Consider the following 18,922-nt stretch of genomic DNA (forward strand, 5'->3'; position numbering starts at 1 on the left):
GAACTCCAGTTATTGTTATGGGTCGTTCTTCAGCGTTTCTTCTTGCGCCACACGTCGATCAGTACTGCAAACACGATGATCAGGCCCTTGGCGACCTGCTGGTAATAGGAGGACACGCCGAGCAGGTTCAGGCCGTTATTGATCACGCCGATCAACAGTGCCCCGAACAAGGTGCCGACAATGCTGCCGGTACCGCCGGACAAACTGGTGCCACCGATCACCACTGCGGCAATCGCGTCCAGCTCGTAGGAAACCCCGGCCTGGGGCAGGGCAGAGGTGGTGCGTGCCGACAGCACCACGCCGGCCAACCCGGCGAGCAGGCCCGAGACCACGTAGACCGAGAACATCACCTTGCGCACGCCAATGCCCGATGTGCGCGCGCTTTTTTCATTGCCGCCCACCGCGTACACATAACGGCCGTAGGTGGTGTAGCGCAGCACCATCCAGAAAATAAGCGCGACCACGGCGAAGATGATGATCGGCACGCCCACCGGGCCGACCTTGCCGATGCCCAGGGCCAGGTAGGCGTCGGGCAGGTCGGTGATCGGGCTGCCGTCGTTGAGAATAAAGGTCATGCCCCGGGCGATGCTGAGCATGCCGAGGGTGGCCACGAACGGCGGGATCGACAGGTTGGCGATCATGAAACCATTGACCACCCCGAGCATCGCGCCGGCAAACATCCCCGCGCTGACCGCCGCCAACAGGCCATAACCCTGGGTGGCGACCATGGCGCTGCACAACCCGGCGAACGCCAGGATCGACCCCACCGACAGGTCGATGCCCTTGGTCAGGATCACATAGGTCATGCCCACGGCGAGAATGCCGTTGATGGAGGTCTGGCGCAGGATGTCCATCCAGTTGCGCCAGGTCATGAAGTATTCGCTGGAAAACGCCATCACCACGCACAGCAGGATAAACACCAGCGGCAGGCCGAAGCGGTCGAGGGACAGGCGCAGGCGGTTGCGCGGCGCGGCAGTAACGGGAGCAACGATGGTTTTGGCATTCATGAGGCAAGACTCAACAAGGCTTCCTGGGAAAGGGCGGTGTCGGTGCTGATAGTGACCAGCCGGCCGCCTTTGAAGACGGCGATGCGGTCGCTCAAGTGCAGCAGTTCCGGTGCTTCCGACGACACCACAATGGCTGCGCCACCGGCGCGCACGAACTGGTCGAGCAGGTGGTAGATCTCCTGTTTGGCGCCTTCGTCGATGCCGCGGGTGGGTTCATCGCAGAGCAGGCACACCGGTTCCGTGGACAGGCATTTGGCGAGCACCACCTTTTGCTGGTTGCCGCCGCTCATTGATGCTACCGGCAGCTCCAGGGAGCTGGTCTTGATCTGCAAGCGCTTGACCATCTCCTCGGCCAGTTGCGCTTCTTTACGTGCGTTGATCAGCGACCAACTCGACAAGCGCTTATAGGCCGACAGTGCAATGTTCGACAGGATGCTGCCGGTCAGCACCAGGCCGCTGTCCTTGCGGTCTTCGGTAACCAGCGACATGCCGGCGTCGATGGTCGCCTTGGGCTGCCCGATGGGCATGGGCTTGCCTTGCAAGGTAACGCTGCCGGAATCCGCCACGGTCAGGCCGTAGATGCAATTGAGGAATTCACTGCGCCCGGAGCCCATCAACCCATAAATGCCGAGAATCTCGCCACGGCGCAGCTGCAGGCTGATGTCGTGGAACTCACCGTTGCGGCTCAGGTTGTCGACTTGCAGGCAGGTGCTGGCCGCGCATTCGCGGCCCACCTTGTGGTCGATGCGCGTCAGTTCCTGGCCGACAATGCCGCGCACCAGGTGGTCGCGGTCGATATCGGCCATGCGCCCGCTTTCGACAAAGGCGCCATCACGGAAGATGCTGTAGTCATCGGCGATCTGCGCCAGTTCGCTCAGTCGATGGGACACGTACACGATGCCGGCGCCGCGCGCGGTAAGGCGGCGAATCGCCTTGAACAGGGTTTCGGCCTCGCGCTCGCCGATGGCCGAGGTGGGCTCGTCCATGATCATCACCTGGCAGTCATGGCTGAACGCCTTGGCGATTTCCACCAATTGCATCTGCGCCACGCTCAAGCGGTGCATGGGGCTGGTGGCGTCGACGTCGAACTCCAGGCTTTCGAGCAGTTCGCGGGTGCGGCGGTTGAGGGCCTTGCTGTCGACGATGCAGCCGGCGCGGCGCGGTTCGCGGCCCAGCCAGATGTTTTCGGCGACGGTCATGTAGGGGATGGGTTCGAGCTCCTGGGTGATCATTGCGATCCCCGCGGCCAGGGCTTCACTCGGGCGATTGAACTGCACCGGTGCGCCGTTGAGCAGAATGCTGCCGGCGTCACGCTGGGTGATGCCCATCAGGATGCTCAGGAAGGTTGACTTGCCGGCACCGTTGCCGCCGCACAGGGCGTGGACGCTGCCGGCGCGCAGAGAAAGGCGCCCGTCGCGCAGGGCTGGTACCCCGGCGTAAGCCTTGGCGACGTGTTCAGCCTGGAGCAGTAATGGCGTAGCCATCGGCGTGTCCTCGTGCTGTGAATTCTTATTAGGTCGCACAGTCATGTTTCGCTGTGATCATATGTGTATCAAATGAAATTCTGATCAGTCAATCTCTTTCACTTAAAAGGTGTGATTCTCATCTTTGACGCGGTTATTGCCTTGGTATAGGGCTTTGACTGGCAGGTCAGTTAAATCTCGCTTGACAGTAAGGGGTGAATGCTTGCGAAATGGGTGAGAGATATTTCACTAAGTGATCATTTGATCAGTGGAGTTTGGCGCCATGAACACACCTTTCCCGGTGGCTATCGGATGTGATGAAGCGGGTTTTGAGCTCAAAGAGTTGTTGAAGCGCCATATCGAGGCGTTGGGGTACCCGGTGACCGACTTCGGTACGCATTCAACGGCGCCGGTGCTGTACCCGGACATCGCCCTGGCCGTGGCCAGCGCCATCAATGCCGGGCAACAGCGCCTCGGCGTGCTGGTATGCGGCACCGGCATAGGCATGGCCATCTCGGCCAACAAGGTGCTGGGCATCCGTGCGGCCCAGGCCCATGACACCTACTCGGCGGAGCGGGCGCGCAAGAGCAACGATGCGCAAATCCTCTCCATCGGTGCGCGGGTCATCGGTGCGGAGTTGGCCAAAAGCATCGTCAGTGCGTTTTTGGCCTCGGAGTTCGAAGCGGCGCGGTCCGGGGCCAAGGTCGAACGCATCAATGCGATCGAGCGCGATGGGCATCAGTAGTGGACGGCGCGGGGCAAGAGTCGGGAGAATGCGCCTTTGACGCCGAAACGGAAGCCCGTCCCCATGAGTGACAGTACCCAGCGCATGGCCAGTGATATCGATCAGATGACCGAAGTGGCGATGCTCTATTACCTTGAGAACGTCACTCAGGAGGCCATTGCCAAGCGCTTTGACCTGTCGCGGGCAAAAGTCAGCCGCCTGCTCAAGCGTGCTCGGGATGAAGGGATCGTCGAGGTGCGCGTGTTGCAGCACCCGGCGATGAACAACGAGCTGGAGCGGGCGCTGGTGGAGCGCTTCAAGCTCGACCGCGCCTTGATCGCGGTCGACCACAGCGACCCCGACACCCAGCGCTCGGCGGTCGCCAGCCTGGTCGCCAACTACCTCAACAAGACCCTGAGTGATGGGATGATCGTTGCCGTGGGCATGGGGCGTAACGTCGGCGCGGTGGCCGATAACGTGTTTCTGCCGGTGACCCGCAACTGCACCTTCGTGTGTGCCATCGGCGGTTCGCTCAAGGCCGGCGAATACATGAACCCTGACCACATCTGCCGACGCCTGGCCCTGCGCTTTGGTGGCGAAAGTGAAAGCCTGTACGCCCCGGCGCTGGTGGCCAACCCGGAACTGCGCGGGGTGCTGATCAACAACGACACGGTGCGTTCGACCCTTGACCGCGCACGCCGCGCTGATATTGCCTTGATCGGCATCGGCGACATGAGCGAGAACAGCAACATGGTGCGCATGGGCTGGTTCTCGCCCCAGGAAATCGCCCAGGCGCGGTTGTCTGGCACCGTGGGCGACATGATGGGTTATGACTTTATCGACATTCACGGCCAGCCGGCGGTCAACGCCATCCAGGGGCGGGTGATCGGGTTGACGGTGCAGGAGCTGTTTCGCATCCCGGACGTGGTGGCGATTGCCAGTGAGAACACCAAGGCGGCGGCAACCTTGGGGGCGTTGCGCTCGGGAGTGATCAATACGCTGGCGACCACCGTCACCAATGCCCACACCATCCTGGCGCTGGACGATGCCACTCGTAAAACCTGATACAGATCGTTCCCGCGCTCCAGCGTGGGAACGCATCCTGTGACGCTCCGCGTCATCCTGGCGCGGGTGGGACGCGGAGCGTCAAAGGCGGCATTCCCACGCAGAGCGTGGGAACGATCATGCACGCAGAGCGTGGGAACGATCATGCATCGAGGTGCCGGCATCGCAGGCCAGCTCCCACAAGAGTTGCTGTGCTTCTGATGGGGTTTACAGGTTTTGTAATAGTTTTGCGTTGTGGGAAATTTGTATTTCGAATGTAGGATTCAAGTCCTTTTGTCATTTCAGGACTTGCATGAACACCCTCTCGGAGCCTCCCAGTCGTCTTTCCCCAAGACAACCGCTGTCGCTGTTCCCGCTGAAGCACCCCGTATTCCGTCAACTAACCTTGTCCCGGTCGCATGACCGCACTTTGCCGTGCCCGGCGTTCTGAACACTTTAAAGACAGAGAATTTATAAATGGAATGGTTAGCGGATCCTACGGCCTGGCTCGGCCTTGCGACCTTGATTGTGCTGGAACTGGTGCTGGGTATCGACAACCTGGTGTTTATCGCGATCCTGGCGGACAAGTTGCCGCCGGAGCAGCGTGACCGTGCACGTTTGATCGGTTTATCCCTGGCGCTGCTGATGCGCCTGGGCCTGTTGGCGAGTATTTCCTGGTTGGTGACCCTGACCCAGCCGCTGTTCGAGGTGTTCGACAAGAGCTTCTCCGGCCGTGACCTGATCATGCTGTTCGGCGGTATATTCCTGCTGTTCAAGGCCACCATGGAATTGCATGAGCGCCTTGAAGGCCATGTGGCGCAGCACAAGGGCAGTGTGGCTTACGCCATGTTCTGGCCGATCGTCGCGCAGATCGTGGTGCTGGATGCGGTGTTCTCCCTCGACGCGGTGATTACCGCCGTGGGCATGGTCGACGAGCTGGCGGTGATGATGATCGCCGTGATCGTGTCCATCGGCCTGATGATCGTGGCGAGCAAGCCGCTGACCCGTTTCGTCAATGCGCACCCCACCGTGATCATGCTGTGCCTGGGCTTCTTGATGATGATCGGTTTCGCCCTGACCGCCGAAGGCCTGGGCTTCCATATTCCCAAGGGCTACTTGTACGCGGCCATTGGTTTCTCGATTCTGATCGAGGTGTTCAACCAGATCGCCCGAGCCCGTCGCAAGAAGTCGGCGCAAGGCGTGTTGCCGGTGCGTGAGCGTACCGCCCATGCGGTGATGCGCTTGTTGGGCGGCCGCAGCCTGGCGGTGGAAGAGGTGGGTGAAGACGTGGCTGACCTGCTGGGCGAGCCGGATGCTGCGCAGGGTCCGCTGTTTGACCGACGCGAACGGGTGATGATCAGCGGCGTGCTGCAACTGGCCGAGCGGCCGATTCGCACCCTGATGACGCCAAGGGCCAAGGTTGATTGCATCGACCTGGCGGATGACCCCGAGACGATCCGTCTGAAACTGATGCACTCGTCTTACTCGCGTCTGCCGTTGATCCGTAACGGTGCGGTGGATGAGCCCCTGGGTTTTGTGCACAAGAAGGAGTTGCTCAAGGAGTACCTGGCCGGCAACGAGCCGAACCTGGAACACCTGGCGCGTCGGGCGATCAACCTGCTGGACAGTTTTTCGATCCTCAATGCCCTGGAGCAGATGCGCCAGGAGTCCACTCACATCGCTTTCGTGATCAACGAATTCGGCGACTTCATGGGCGTATTGAGCATGACGGATATTCTGGAATCCATCGCCGGTGAATTGCCCGATGCCAGCGAAATCGAAGGGCCCGATATTGTCGAGCAAGGCGATGGCTTCCGTGCCAATGGCGCCTTGAACCTCAACCTGGTGCGTCAACGCACGGGCTTCAAGGCGGTGACGACCGAGGATTATCAAACCCTGGCAGGTTTGGTGATGAGCCTGCTTGACCGCCTGCCGGTGGTGGGCGATAGCCTGGAACATGAAGGCTGGCGTTTGACCGTGGCTGAAGTGGAGGAGCGTCGAGTGACGCAAGTGCACTTGCACCCTTGCTCAGGTCATAACGGCTGAAGATGTCCTTCACGTACTGCTCTTGTTCTTCAAGGGGGCCCAAACCTTTGTGTTGTTCCACCAGGGCGCCCTTGCGATAGATCAGCAGCGTCGGGGTGCCTGACACGTCCGGGTGCCTCGGCGTATGGGCGCAATCGAGTACCAGGCTCACGACCCAGGGATGCTGCCAGGCGTGCTGTTCGAACACGGCGCCTGCCTGCGCGCAAGCGGGGCAGTGCTCTGATACAAACAGGAGGAACACCGGGCGCGGTGTATTCAGTACGCGTTCGAACGCTGTGGCGCTGGAAATGATGCAGGTGGCCATTCCCATGGTGATCTCCCTTCAAGCCGCGTGGGTGTTTGCCAACGCTAAGCCCGTGGCTTATCACCGTCTACTGTCAACCTTCACAGGTCTGCCTCGCGCTCTATGCGCTCCCTAGCCTTGCGGGCCTGGCTCGCGCACTTCTCGTATTCCTCATTGTCGCGGGAGGCCTTGGCCCGGCGATAGCCATGGTGATTCTGGGCGGTGTAGTCGGTACTGAAGGCTTCCTTGAGTTTCTGCAGTTCTTCCTTGCATTCACGACGGTCGCTACTGGCCAGGGCGTTGCCAGCCACCCCGAGCAAAAGCACGGGCAAGATATATCGCAGTTTCATCAGTCAGGGTTCCATGTAAGGGCGAGCAAGCACGCTCTTAGAGGTTAGCCCAGGCGTTCGGTATTGGTGCGCAGTAACAGGGTTTGAGGTCTTGCGTAGCAAAGCGTTTGTACTCACAGGCAGGCGCCGTATTCCCGTCAGGCCGCTATCTGACTGATCCACAAGGCATTTGCGGGGCGCATGTCTTTCCATGAGCACCTATGGCACACTTTCTGCTGTCTATTCCGTTGTTACATACCAAGTTCCGGTATAGCGGAATACACCCTCCCTGGAGTGCTTGTCATGCATCACCGACCTTCCGTATTCAAAGCGTGTGTTTTTCTCGTCGCTGCATCGGCTTCCCTCGCCAGCGTGGTGCAGGCGGCGGACAGCAAGCTCGATGATGTGCTCAAGCGTGGGCACTTGATCGTAGGCACAGGCAGTACCAATGCGCCGTGGCACTTCCAGGGAGCGGATGGCAAATTGCAGGGGTTTGATATCGACATCGGCCGCATCGTGGCCAAAGGCTTGTTCAATGACCCGAGCAAGGTGGAGTTTGTGGTGCAGTCGTCTGACGCACGTATTCCCAACCTGCTCACCGACAAGGTCGACATGAGCTGCCAGTTCATCACCGTCACCGCCAGCCGTGCGCAGCAGGTGGCCTTCACCCTGCCGTACTACCGGGAAGGCGTCGGCCTGCTGTTGCCCAATAACAGCAAATACAAGGAAATCGAAGACCTGCAGGCGGCGGGCGACGACGTCACCGTGGCTGTGTTGCAGAACGTGTATGCCGAAGAGTTGGTGCACCAGGCACTGCCCAAGGCCAAGGTCGATCAGTACGACAGCGTTGACCTGATGTACCAGGCCGTGAACTCAGGTCGCGCCGATGCCGCCGCCACCGACCAGTCCTCGGTCAAATACCTGATGGTGCAGAACCCTGGCCGCTACCGCAGCCCCACCTACGCCTGGAGCCCGCAAACCTATGCCTGTGCGGTCAAGCGGGGCGACCAGGACTGGCTGAATTTCGTCAACACCGCGCTGCACGAAGCCATGACCGGTGTGGAATTCCCCACCTACAAAGCCTCGTTCAAGCAGTGGTTCGGCGTGGACCTGCCAGAACCGGCGATTGGTTTTCCCGTGGAATTCAAGTGACCCGCAACAACAGGGGCGTGCTTGAACACGCCCCCTTCAGGTGCTGCTGACCATGAACTATCAGTTGAACTTTGCCGCCGTCTGGCGTGATTTCGACACCTTGCTGGCGGGGCTCGGCCTGGGGTTGCAGTTGGCGTTGCTGTCGATCGCCATCGGCTGCGTGATCGGCCTGTTGATGGCGTTTGCCATGCTCTCCAGGCACCGTGCGTTGCGTATTCTTGCCTCGGTGTATGTGACGGTGGTGCGCAACACCCCGATCCTGGTGTTGATCCTGTTGATCTACTTCGCCTTGCCCTCCCTGGGTATTCGCCTGGATAAGATTCCCTCGTTCATCATCACCCTGTCGTTGTATGCCGGTGCCTATCTCACCGAAGTGTTCCGCGCAGGCCTGGTGAATATTCCCAAGGGTTTGCGTGAAGCCGGCCTGGCCATTGGCCTGGGCGAGTGGCGGATTCGCGCTTACATCACCGTGCCGGTGATGCTGCGCAACGTGTTGCCGGCACTCTCGAACAACTTCATCTCGCTGTTCAAGGACACCTCCCTGGCCGCCGCGATCGCGGTGCCGGAGCTGACCTATTACGCCCGAAAGATCAACGTCGAAAGCTACCGGGTGATTGAAACCTGGCTGGTCACGACCGCGCTCTACGTGGCTGCCTGTTACCTGATTGCCATGCTGCTCCGTTACCTGGAACAGCGTTTGGCTATCCGTCGTTAAGGAAGGGCCTCATGTACGAATCCCCCAGTTGGCTGCATGAATTGTGGATCGCCCGCGAGACCCTCTGGGCCGGCTTTCAGGCCAGCGTGGCGGTCTCGGCGCTGGCGATTGTCTTTGGCACCCTGATCGGCATCGTCGCCGGGTTGATCCTCACCTACGGCAAGTTCTGGATGCGTGCGCCGTTCCGTCTGTATGTCGATTTGATCCGTGGCACGCCGGTGTTTGTGCTGGTGTTGGCATGTTTCTACATGCTGCCGGCCCTTGGCTGGCAAATCAGTGCGTTCCAGGCCGGTGCTGTCGGGCTCACCTTGTTCTGTGGCTCCCATGTATCGGAAATCGTGCGCGGCGCGCTGCAGGCCATTCCCCGTGGGCAAATGGAAGCGGGCAAGGCGATTGGCCTGACGTTCTCTCAGTCCCTGGGCTATGTGCTGCTGCCCCAGGCGCTGCGGCAGATCTTGCCGACCTGGGTCAATTCCTCCACGGAAATTGTCAAGGCTTCCACCTTGCTGTCGGTGATCGGCGTGGCCGAATTGCTGCTCAGTACTCAGCAGGTGATCGCGCGCACCTTCATGACCCTGGAGTTCTACCTGTTCGCCGGTTTTCTGTTCTTTGTCATCAACTACGCCATCGAATTATTCGGGCGCTACATTGAAAAACGGGTGGCCTTGCCATGAACCAAGCTCAAACCAACCCAGCGCTGCTGGACATTCGTGGCCTGCGTAAACAATACGGCCAGGTGGAAGTGCTCAAGGGCGTCGACCTGTCCATGCAGCGCGGCAATGTGGTGACGTTGATCGGCTCCAGCGGCTCGGGCAAGACCACCTTGCTGCGCTGCGTGAACCTGCTGGAAGAGTTCCAGGGCGGGCAGATCACCCTGGATGGCGAGTCCATCGGCTACAGCGATGTCGGCGGCAAGCGTGTACGCCACCCGGAGCGGTTGATCGCCCAGCACCGCGCAATGACCGGCATGGCGTTCCAGCAATTCAACCTGTTCCCGCACCTGACCGCGCTGCAGAACGTCACCCTCGGCTTGCTCAAGGTCAAGAAAATGGGCAAGGATGAAGCGGTAGCGCTGGCCGAAAAATGGCTGGACCGCGTCGGCCTGCTGGAGCGCCGCAACCACTTTCCCGGCCAATTGTCCGGCGGCCAGCAACAGCGCGTGGCCATTGCCCGGGCCATTGCCATGAACCCCAGCCTGATGCTGTTCGACGAAGTCACCTCGGCCCTCGACCCGGAGTTGGTGGGCGAAGTGCTCAGCGTGATCAAGGGGTTGGCGGAGGAGGGCATGACCATGTTGTTGGTCACCCACGAGATGCGCTTTGCCTATGAGGTCTCGGACCAGATCGTCTTCATGAACCAGGGCCGCATTGAAGAGCAGGGCAGTGCGAAGGACATCTTCGAACGGCCGCAGTCGCCGCGCCTGGCAGAATTTCTCAAGAACATTCGTTTTTAACAAGGAGCAACTTTATGAGCATTACTCGTTACGGCACCGGCAGCACCGCAGGTGGCGGCCAGCCACGTCCGTTCGCCCGCGCGGTGGAGGCCGATGGCTGGCTGTACGTGTCGGGCCAGGTGCCTGCGGTGGACGGTGAAATCATCAGTGGCGGCATCATCGAGCAAACCCGCCAGACGATGCGCAACGTGGTGGCGATCCTCGAAGAAGCCGGCTACGAACTCAAGGATGTGGTGCGGGTGGGCGTATGGTTGGAAGACCCACGGGACTTCTGGAGTTTCAACAAGGTATTCGGCGAATACTTCACCCCGGAGCACGCACCGGCGCGCGCCTGTGTTCAGGCCAATATGATGGTCGATTGCAAGGTCGAGATCGATTGCGTCGCCTACAAGAAAAAGGCCTAACTGATCATTCCCACGCTCTGCGTGGGAATACCGCCTTGGACGCTCTGCGTCCGCGCATGTGACGCAAAGCGTCACCGCATGCATTCCCACGCAGAGCGTGGGAACGATCATCTGGAACGGGACCGAGTACTGCCATGACCGAAGACACCATCAAACGCCGCGCCAAAGGCCTGGACCGTGCGTTCGATATCCTCGATTTTCTCAAGGAAATCGGCCAACCCCTGCGCCCGAATGATATTGCCAGCGGCATTGGCAGCCCCAAATCCACGGTCTACGAACTGGTGGCGTCGTTGCTGGAGCGGCGCATCCTGGAGACCGTGGGCAAGGACGGCCACGTGTATCTGGGGCGCCAGCTGTATTTCCTCGGCCAGGCACACTTGCGTCACTTCGACCTGACCCGCGAGGCCGACCACGCCTTGCAGGAGATCGTCAGCCAGACCCACGAAACCGCGCAGATGTGCCTGCTCAACGGGCGCAAATACACGGTGGCGCTGATGCGCGAAGGCCAGCGGCATTTCCGTATTTCTTCGGACATCGGTGAAAACGCGCCCATTCCGTGGACTGCCTCGGGACGCTTGTTGCTGGGGCATTTGAGCGATCAGCAGATCGTCGACCTGATCGATCCCGACGATTTCATCCTGCCGGATGGCCTGCGCCTGCCGCTGGACACCTTTCTGGCGCAGATTCGCCAGGCCAGCCTGGATGGGTTCTTCTCCTTCGACAGTGTGGCCGACACCTTCACCCACTGCTTTGCCGCCCCGGTGCGCGATGCCCAGGGCGTCAGCATCGCGACCCTGTGCATCGTCGCCCCCCGGGCTGATGCGAGCAAAAACTACCACGACTATCGCCGGGTACTGATCGACAGTGCCAACAGCCTGGCCCGGCGCATCAACGAATAGGAGTTTTCCATGTCTGCCCTCAATGCCGTTGAAAAAGGGGCCGCCGCAGTCGGTGCCCATTTGGTTCGCGATGTCAGCCTGCCGGCCCTGGTGCTGCACCGTGACGCCCTGGAACATAACATCCGCTGGATGCAGGACTTTGTCCGCAGCAGCGGCGCCGAGCTGGCGCCCCACGGCAAGACCAGCATGATGCCCGCGCTGTTCCAGCGCCAGATCGCCGCCGGTGCCTGGGGCATCACCCTGGCTACCGCCGTGCAGACCCGCGCCGCCTACGCCAGCGGCGTGCGTCGCGTGCTGATGGCCAACCAACTGGTGGGCGCGGCGAACATGGCCTTGATCGCCGACCTGCTGGCCGACAAGGATTTTGACTTCCATTGCATGGTCGATCACCCGGACAACGTCGCCGACCTGGGCCTGTTCTTCGCCGCCCGTGGCCAGCGCCTCAACGTGATGATCGAGTATGGCGTGGTCGGTGGCCGGTGCGGCTGCCGCAGCGAGCAGCAAGTGCGCGACCTGGCCAAGGCGATCCAGGCCCAGCCGGCATTGGCCCTCACCGGTATCGAGGGTTACGAAGGCGTGATCCACGGTGAGCACGCCATCAGCGGTATCCGCGCCTTCGCCGCCAGCCTGGTGAGCCTGGCGGTGGAACTGCAAGACAGCGGCCTGTTCGACCTGCCCAAGCCGATCATCACCGCATCGGGCTCGGCCTGGTACGACCTGATCGCCGAGTCGTTCGAAACGCAAAACGCCGCCGGCCGTTTCCTCAGCGTGTTGCGCCCTGGCAGTTACGTGGCCCACGACCATGGCATCTATAAAGAGGCGCAGTGCTGCGTACTCGAACGCCGCAGCGACCTCAACGAGGGCCTGCGCCCGGCAATGGAAGTCTGGGCGCATGTGCAGTCGCTGCCGGAGCCTGGTTTTGCGGTGGTTGCCCTGGGCAAGCGCGACGTGGCCTACGACGCCGGTTTGCCAGTGCCGCTCAAGCGCTACAGGGCCGGGATCGTGCCGGCGCAAGGTGATAATGTGAGCGGGTGCAAGGTCACGGCGGTAATGGACCAGCATGCATTCATGACTGTGGCGCCGGAGGTTGAATTGCGTATTGGCGACATCATTTCCTTTGGTACGTCCCACCCTTGCCTGACCTTTGACAAGTGGCAGGTGGGGTGCCTGGTGGATGAGCAGTTGCAGGTGGTCGAGTCTCTGCGTACCAGCTTCTAGACCGAGTCGCGGCTATCGCAGCGATGCGGCGACCCGACAAGCCAGCTCCCACAGTGACCGCGTTTTAACTGAAGGAATGCAGTCGAATGTGGGAGTCGGGCTTGCCCGCGATGGGGCCCTCCAGCACACCTGAGAACTTTGCCATGAACACCCACCCCCGCATCGCCCTCATCGGCGAATGCATGATCGAACTGCAACACCGCGCCGACGGCAGCCTGCACCAGAGCTTCGGCGGTGACACCCTGAACACCGCGGTGTACCTGCGCCGCGAGCTGGGCGATGCCGGCAGCGTTGACTACGTCACCGCCCTGGGCGATGACAGCTTCAGCGAAGCCATGTGCGAGCATTGGCGCGCCGAAGGCCTTGGCCTGGATAGAGTCCAGCGCCTACCAGGGCGCCTGCCGGGCTTGTATTGCATCCAGACCGACGCCCAGGGCGAACGTAAATTCCTCTACTGGCGCAACGAGGCGGCCGTGCGCGACTGCTTCACCACGCCTGCCGCCAAGCCGGTGCTGGCGGCCCTGCCGGGCTATGATGTGGTGTATTTCAGCGGCATTACCTTGGCCGTGCTGGGAGGCATCGGGCGTGAGCGTTTACTGCAGGCGCTGATCGAAGCCCGCCGGCGCGGCGCCAGGGTGGTGTTCGATAACAATTACCGGCCCCGGTTGTGGGCCGATGTGCAAACGGCTCGTGAAGCGTATCGCAGGGTGGTGGCCGAGGTGGACATTGCCTTGCTCACCGAGGATGACGAACGCGCGTTGTTTGGTTATGAGGATAGCGAGCAGGTGTTCGCGGCGTACCCGTCGATTGCAGAAGTGGTGCTCAAGCGGGGAGCGGATGCGTGCCTGATTCGTTGCGCGGGCGAGCGCTTTGCGGTGCCGTCGTTGAAAGTGGAGAAGGTGGTGGACACCACGGCGGCGGGGGATTCGTTCAGTGCGGCGTATTTGGCCTGTCGACTCAAGGGTGGCTCGCCCCAAGACGCCGCACTGGCGGGGCATCGGTTGGCAAGCCGGGTGATTCAGGTGCCCGGGGCGCTGATACCGAGATGATCACTGATCGTTCCCACGCTCTGCGTGGGAGCGCAGCCCGGGACGCACCGCGTCCCAGAAGCGGACGCAGAGCGTCCAGTGAGGCATTCCCACGCAGAGCGTGGGAACGATCGGAGGCAGCCGTATCAATCCCGGTAAAACACCTGCACCAGGTGATACCCAAATTTGCTCTTGATCGGCCCGTGCACCACCTTCACCGGTTTCTTGAAGATCACTGCATCAATCGCCCCCACCATCTGCCCGGGCCGCACTTCGCCCAGGTCACCACCGCGTTTGCCCGACGGGCAGGTGGAGTACTTCTTGGCCAGCACATCAAAGGCTTCGCCCTTGGCAATGCGCTGCTTGAGTTGTTCGGCTTCTTCGCTGGTTTTCACCAGGATATGACGGGCTTGGGCTTTCATGGGGCTCTACCAGCTGTGCGACGGCGCGCGATTATGCCTGAACTCAGGCCTCGACGCCGATCATGCTACGGATTTTGTTGGCCAACAGGTCAATGGAAAAAGGCTTGGCGACCATGTCCATGCCGTCCTCCAGGAACCCCTGGCGTTCGGCGGCTTTCTCGGCATAACCGGTCATGAACAGCACGCGCAGGCCGGGGCGATGCTGACGGGCGATTTCCGCCAGTTGTCGGCCGTTCATGCCGGGCAAGCCAACGTCGGTCACCAGCAAGTCCACACGCAAATCCGACTCCAGCAACGGCAGCGCCGCACGGGCATCCGCCGCCTGGTGCGCGGTGTAGCCCAGTTCGTCGAGCACATTGACCACCAGCATGCGCACCGCCGGGTCGTCCTCGACCACCACCACCGCTTCACCGGCCAGGGCCACGGGCGCTTCGGTCAGGCTGGCGGGCAGGCTGCTTTCCAGCGTCGTGCCATACAAACGCGGCAGGTACAGGCGCACGCAGGTGCCCTGGCCCGGTTCGCTCTGGATGGTCACGTGGCCGCCGGATTGCTGGGCAAAGCCGTAGATCATCGACAACCCAAGGCCAGTGCCTTGGCCGATGGGCTTGGTGGTAAAGAACGGGTCGAACGCCTTGGCGAGGATTTTCGGCGCCATGCCGCTGCCGTTGTCGCTCACACCAAGCATCACATAGTCGCCGGCCTTGACCGGTTCCAGGGTGGTGATGTCGGTGCCGTCCAGGTAACTGTTGGCGGTTTCGATCAGCAGCTCGCCGCCGTCGGGCATGGCGTCGCGGGCGTTGATCACCAGGTTGAGCAGGGCGTTTTCCAACTGGCTGGCGTCGGTGTTCACCGGCCAGATGTCCTTGCCCAGTTGTACCTTGAGTTCGATATGCGCGCCCTTGGTACGCCGGAACAGGTCTTCCAGGGACGCCACCAGTTGGTTGGGGTCGGTGGGGCGACGGTCCAGTGACTGGCGCCGCGAGAACGCCAGCAGCCGGTGGGTGAGGGCGGCGGCGCGATGGGCGGAGGACACGGCGGCATCGGCAAAGCGGCCGATATCGTCGCTGCGTCCGGCGGCAATGTAACGCTGCATCAGGTCGAGGCTGCCGATGATGCCGGTGAGCATGTTGTTGAAGTCATGGGCGATACCGCCGGTGAGCTGGCCGACCGCTTCCATCTTCTGCGCATGGCGCAGGGCATCTTCGGCACGCTCGCGCTCGAACATCTCGTTTTGCAGGCGCTGGTTGGCTTCGGCCAGCGCCTGGGTGCGCTGGGCCACGCGTTCTTCAAGGTTCTCGTTGAGGTGGCGCAGGGCTTCTTCGGTGAGCTTGCGTTCGGTCTCGTCGATCACAAAGATGTAGAAACCATTCACCGAGCCGTCACTGCTAAAGCGCGGCAGGTACTTCATCAGTGCATGGCGCGGGCGGCCATCGCGATGAGGCGTCACCGTCATGAAGCTGCACGCCTTGCCCTTGAGCGCGGCGGCGATCTTGTCTGCGCGCCCGGCATACACCTCGTCGCCGAGCACTTCGCGGATGGTCTTGCCGTACAGCTCCTGGGGCGTTTTGCCATACCACTCGAGGTAAGCGCTGTTGTTGAGGCGAAAGCGCTGTTCGTGGTCAACGTAGCCGATCAACACCGGCATGGCGTTGATGATCAGTTGCAGCTCGGTCTGGCTCTGGCGCAAGGCCTGCTCGGTGTTTTTGCGCTCGGTGAGGTCCAGCGCGGCGCCGAGGAACCGCGCCGGCCGGCCCTGTTGATCCTTGTAGCAGCGGCCACGGGCGAACACCCAGCGCACCTGGCCATCGGCCTGTTGCAGGCGGTATTCCTCGGCGTACTCGGTGCCATGGGTGATGCAATGCTTGATGCTGCGCGTCACTGTGCCCCGGTCTTCGGGATGCACGCCGTGCAGGTAGGCGCTGATGGGCAGCAGGCTTGAATCGTTGGGGTCGACGCCATGCAGGTAGGCGAAATGGGCGTCGGCGATGACGCGGTCTTCACCGATATCCCAGTCCCAGGTACCCACCGCGTCGGTGGCCGCCAACGCGAGTTGCAGGCGTTGCTCGGTGTTGTGCTGGGCCTTGAGGCTTGCTTCGGAGCGCTGTTGCAGTTCGAGGGTTTTGCTGCGTCGCTCATTGGTTTCAATGGCCGTGACCAGAATGCCGGCTACCCGGCAGCTTTCATCGCGCACCGGGCTGTAGGTCAGATCCAGCCAGATTTCGGTATCGCAGCCCTGGCGGTGCAGCACAAAGCGTTGCTCGCTGAAGGTACGTACCTGGCCGCCGAGCACGGCGTCGTAGACCGGCGCGGCGAAGCTTTCAAGCTCTGGCCAGGTGTGGTGCGCCGGCTGGCCCAAGGCGCCGGGGTGCTTGCTGCCAATCAGGTGTGCAAAGCCATCGTTATAGAGTTGTGTGAGGTGCGGGCCCCACAGCAGTACCATCGGCATGGGCGAATGCACGACGATATCGACGGCAGTGCGCAGGCTTTGCGGCCACTCACTGGCCTCACCGAGTGGGCTTTGCGCCCAGTCCAGCCGCTTGATCAACGCAGCGGCTTCGCTACCGGTGGATGTTCCATTCATAAAAAGCCCTGAGCATGACGCTTTGAAAAATGACAACACCCATTATCCCAAGGAGCGGCAACGGGTGGCTACCCCGGAAAAATAGCATGCCTTGAGGGTTTTTCTTCAAAACGCTGCGTCAGCGCTGAAACCTTTCATCTAATAAGCCAGCTCAGCTCTGTCGCGAAATTGCTCCAGTGCCTGGGGGTTGGCCAGGGCATCGGTGTTTTTCACCGGCTCTCCATGCACCACGTTGCGCACCGCCAATTCGACGATTTTGCCACTGATGGTGCGGGGGATATCCGTGACAGCGAGGATCTTGGTCGGCACATGGCGCGGTGTGGTGTTGGCGCGAATCACCTGGCGGATCTGCTGTTGCAGCGCCTCGTCCAGTTCAATTCCAGCATCCAGGCGCACAAACAGCACCACGCGCACGTCGTCCTGCCAATGTTGGCCGATGGCGAGGCTTTCCAGCACCTGCGGGACCTTTTCCACCTGGCGATAAATCTCGGCGGTGCCAATGCGCACGCCGCCGGGATTGAGCACCGCATCGGAACGCCCGTGGATCAACAGGCTGCCGTTGGCGCGTTGCTCGGCATAGTCACCCTGGGCCCATACACCGGGGAACTGACTGAAATACGAAGCGCGCAGTTTCTGCTGCTGCGGGTCGTTCCACAGCCCGATGGGCATGGCAGGGAAATGTCGGGTGCACACCAGTTCGCCTTTCTCTCCGATCAGGGGCCGACCCTGGTCGTCCCACACTTCGATGGCCATGGCCAGGCTCTTGCATTGCATCTCACCACGCCGCACCGGCAGCACCGGGTTGCCGATCACAAAGCAGGAGACAATGTCGGTGCCACCGGACATCGAGGACAGGCACAGCTCGGCTTTGATCTCGCGGTACACGTAGTCGTAACTCTGGGGCGACAGCGGCGAGCCGGTCGAAATCAAGCCCTTGAGGCTGCCCAGATCGTGGCTCAGGCGCGGCTGCAACCCGGACTTTTCCAGGGTGGCGAGGAATTTGGGGCTGGTGCCGAACACGCTGATTTTTTCCGCATCGATCAGGTCGATCAAACGTTCGGGGCCGGGGTGGAACGGCGAGCCGTCGTACAGCACCGCGGTGGCGCCGATCGCCAGCACCGACACCAGCCAGTTCCACATCATCCAGCCGCAGGTGGTGTAGTAGAACAGGCAGTCCTCGCGGTTCAGGTCGGCATGCAGGCCGTGTTCCTTGAGGTGAGTCAGCAATACGCCGCCAGTGCCGTGGATGATGCACTTGGGGATGCCGGTGGTGCCGCTGGAATAAAGGATATACAGCGGGTGATCGAACGGCACCGCGACAAATTCCGGTTCGCCGCCGGCTTGATAGAAGTCGTCCCACAGCGCGACGTGGGCGTGGGTGGTGTAGTCCCCAGCCTGCGCTTCGGGCTTGGCGTAAGGCACGATGATCAGCTGTTGCAGGGAGGGCAGGCGTCCAAGGATCTCATTGAGCTTGGTGCTCTGGTCGATGCGCTTGCCGGCATAGCGGTAGCCTGCGCAGGTGATCAGCACCTTGGGCTCGATCTGGCCGAAGCGGTCGATGACGCCTTGGGTGCCGAAATCTGGCGAGGAGCACGACCAGATCGCACCGAGGCTGGTGGTGGCGAGCATGCCCACCAGGGTTTGCCAGGTGTTGGGCATACACGCGGCCACCCGGTCACCTATGCCGACACCGGCCGCCCGCAGGCTTTTTTGCAGGCCGGCAACCTGTTCCGCCAGTTGCGCATAGCTCAATTGTTCACGTTGGCCGTCTTCGCTGACAGCCACCACCGCAGGATGATCGTCGCGCCGGCGCAACAGGTGTTCGGCGAAGTTCAGGGTGGCGCCGGGAAACCATTGGGCGCTGGGCATCTCGATGTCTTCGATCAGCGTGACGCTGGATGGGCTGCGAAACTGCACGTCGAAGAACGCGACAATCGCCTGCCAGAAATCCGGGCGCTGGTCGATGCTCCATTGGTGCAGGGCGGGGTAGTCGTCGAGCTGCACGCCGTGCCGTTGGTTGATGAAGCGGCGGAACTGATCCATGCGCGTGTTGGCGATGCGTTCCGGGGAGGGTTGCCAGAGGATGTCGGACATAAGCTGCCTCTTCTCGTTCCCACGCTTCGCGTGGGAATGCCTGACTGGACGCTCGGCGTC

At 61.5% G+C, this 18,922-nt stretch carries 17 protein-coding genes and 1 pseudogene; 11 read left to right on the forward strand and 7 right to left on the reverse strand.

The annotated features are described in order from the left end of the window. Positions 1–29 precede the first annotated feature (29 nt). Positions 30–1,007: an ABC transporter permease gene (locus HU730_RS02390; RefSeq protein ID WP_014718193.1), complete on the reverse strand. Its 978-nt coding sequence runs from the start codon at positions 1,005–1,007 to the stop codon at positions 30–32. After that, positions 1,004–2,491: a sugar ABC transporter ATP-binding protein gene (locus HU730_RS02395; protein ID WP_034125747.1), complete on the reverse strand. Its 1,488-nt coding sequence runs from the start codon at positions 2,489–2,491 to the stop codon at positions 1,004–1,006. The genes HU730_RS02390 and HU730_RS02395 overlap by 4 nt, the downstream gene beginning before the upstream one ends. Positions 2,492–2,753: 262 nt before the next feature. Between HU730_RS02395 and rpiB the strand changes: the two genes are divergently transcribed. From rpiB to HU730_RS02410, 3 genes are all read left to right on the forward strand, one after another. Beyond that, on the forward strand, positions 2,754–3,215 hold the full coding sequence (gene rpiB / locus HU730_RS02400; protein WP_186526853.1) for a ribose 5-phosphate isomerase B: 462 nt from the start codon (positions 2,754–2,756) through the stop codon (positions 3,213–3,215). Positions 3,216–3,278: 63 nt separating this feature from the next. Next, positions 3,279–4,259, forward strand: a complete 981-nt coding sequence (locus tag HU730_RS02405) for a sugar-binding transcriptional regulator (RefSeq protein ID WP_034125745.1) — start codon at positions 3,279–3,281, stop codon at positions 4,257–4,259. Positions 4,260–4,715: 456 nt separating this feature from the next. Continuing rightward, positions 4,716–6,284, forward strand: coding sequence for a TerC family protein (locus tag HU730_RS02410; protein WP_186526852.1), 1,569 nt, complete (start codon positions 4,716–4,718; stop codon positions 6,282–6,284). Positions 6,285–6,354: 70 nt separating this feature from the next. Here the strand turns inward: HU730_RS02410 and HU730_RS02415 are convergent. After that, positions 6,355–6,594, reverse strand: a pseudogene (locus tag HU730_RS02415) (thioredoxin family protein); the annotation flags it as partial. A 74-nt stretch (positions 6,595–6,668) separates the two neighbouring features. Beyond that, a complete protein-coding gene (locus HU730_RS02420) occupies positions 6,669–6,917 on the reverse strand; it encodes a hypothetical protein (protein ID WP_034125743.1) in 249 nt (82 codons plus the stop codon). 282 nt (positions 6,918–7,199) lie between these two features. Between HU730_RS02420 and HU730_RS02425 the strand changes: the two genes are divergently transcribed. The 8 genes from HU730_RS02425 to HU730_RS02460 all read left to right on the forward strand — a co-directional run bounded on the left by HU730_RS02425 (position 7,200) and on the right by HU730_RS02460 (position 13,786). Then, positions 7,200–8,048, forward strand: coding sequence for a transporter substrate-binding domain-containing protein (locus HU730_RS02425; RefSeq protein WP_034125742.1), 849 nt, complete (start codon positions 7,200–7,202; stop codon positions 8,046–8,048). A gap of 52 nt (positions 8,049–8,100) precedes the next feature. Further along, complete coding sequence (locus HU730_RS02430; protein ID WP_019817612.1) at positions 8,101–8,763, forward strand: amino acid ABC transporter permease; 663 nt, start codon at positions 8,101–8,103, stop codon at positions 8,761–8,763. Between the two features lie 11 nt (positions 8,764–8,774). Next, positions 8,775–9,437 (forward strand): amino acid ABC transporter permease, encoded by a 663-nt coding sequence (locus HU730_RS02435; RefSeq protein ID WP_057977441.1) that lies wholly within the window; start codon positions 8,775–8,777, stop codon positions 9,435–9,437. Beyond that, on the forward strand, positions 9,434–10,216 hold the full coding sequence (locus HU730_RS02440) for an amino acid ABC transporter ATP-binding protein (RefSeq protein WP_186526851.1): 783 nt from the start codon (positions 9,434–9,436) through the stop codon (positions 10,214–10,216). The genes HU730_RS02435 and HU730_RS02440 overlap by 4 nt, the downstream gene beginning before the upstream one ends. A gap of 14 nt (positions 10,217–10,230) precedes the next feature. Then, complete coding sequence (locus HU730_RS02445) at positions 10,231–10,620, forward strand: RidA family protein (RefSeq protein WP_057014351.1); 390 nt, start codon at positions 10,231–10,233, stop codon at positions 10,618–10,620. Between the two features lie 134 nt (positions 10,621–10,754). Next, positions 10,755–11,519 carry an IclR family transcriptional regulator gene (locus HU730_RS02450; RefSeq protein ID WP_034125739.1) on the forward strand — a complete coding sequence of 255 codons (765 nt, stop codon included), beginning with the start codon at positions 10,755–10,757 and terminating at the stop codon, positions 11,517–11,519. Between the two features lie 9 nt (positions 11,520–11,528). After that, complete coding sequence (locus HU730_RS02455) at positions 11,529–12,737, forward strand: amino acid deaminase (RefSeq protein ID WP_186526850.1); 1,209 nt, start codon at positions 11,529–11,531, stop codon at positions 12,735–12,737. 143 nt (positions 12,738–12,880) lie between these two features. Further along, complete coding sequence (locus HU730_RS02460; protein ID WP_186526849.1) at positions 12,881–13,786, forward strand: sugar kinase; 906 nt, start codon at positions 12,881–12,883, stop codon at positions 13,784–13,786. 125 nt (positions 13,787–13,911) lie between these two features. On the opposite strand, the gene HU730_RS02465 is transcribed toward HU730_RS02460, so the two are convergent. From HU730_RS02465 to HU730_RS02475, 3 genes are all read right to left on the reverse strand, one after another. Continuing rightward, positions 13,912–14,187, reverse strand: a complete 276-nt coding sequence (locus HU730_RS02465; protein WP_003174397.1) for a peptidylprolyl isomerase — start codon at positions 14,185–14,187, stop codon at positions 13,912–13,914. A 43-nt stretch (positions 14,188–14,230) separates the two neighbouring features. Then, positions 14,231–16,768, reverse strand: coding sequence for a PAS domain-containing protein (locus HU730_RS02470; RefSeq protein ID WP_186526848.1), 2,538 nt, complete (start codon positions 16,766–16,768; stop codon positions 14,231–14,233). A 138-nt stretch (positions 16,769–16,906) separates the two neighbouring features. After that, a complete protein-coding gene (locus HU730_RS02475) occupies positions 16,907–18,862 on the reverse strand; it encodes an acetoacetate--CoA ligase (protein WP_186526847.1) in 1,956 nt (651 codons plus the stop codon). Positions 18,863–18,922: the final 60 nt, after the last annotated feature.

Origin of the sequence: Pseudomonas sp. SWRI22 (assembly GCF_014268395.2) — a bacterium.
Taxonomy (GTDB): Bacteria; Pseudomonadota; Gammaproteobacteria; order Pseudomonadales; family Pseudomonadaceae; genus Aquipseudomonas; species Aquipseudomonas paracarnis.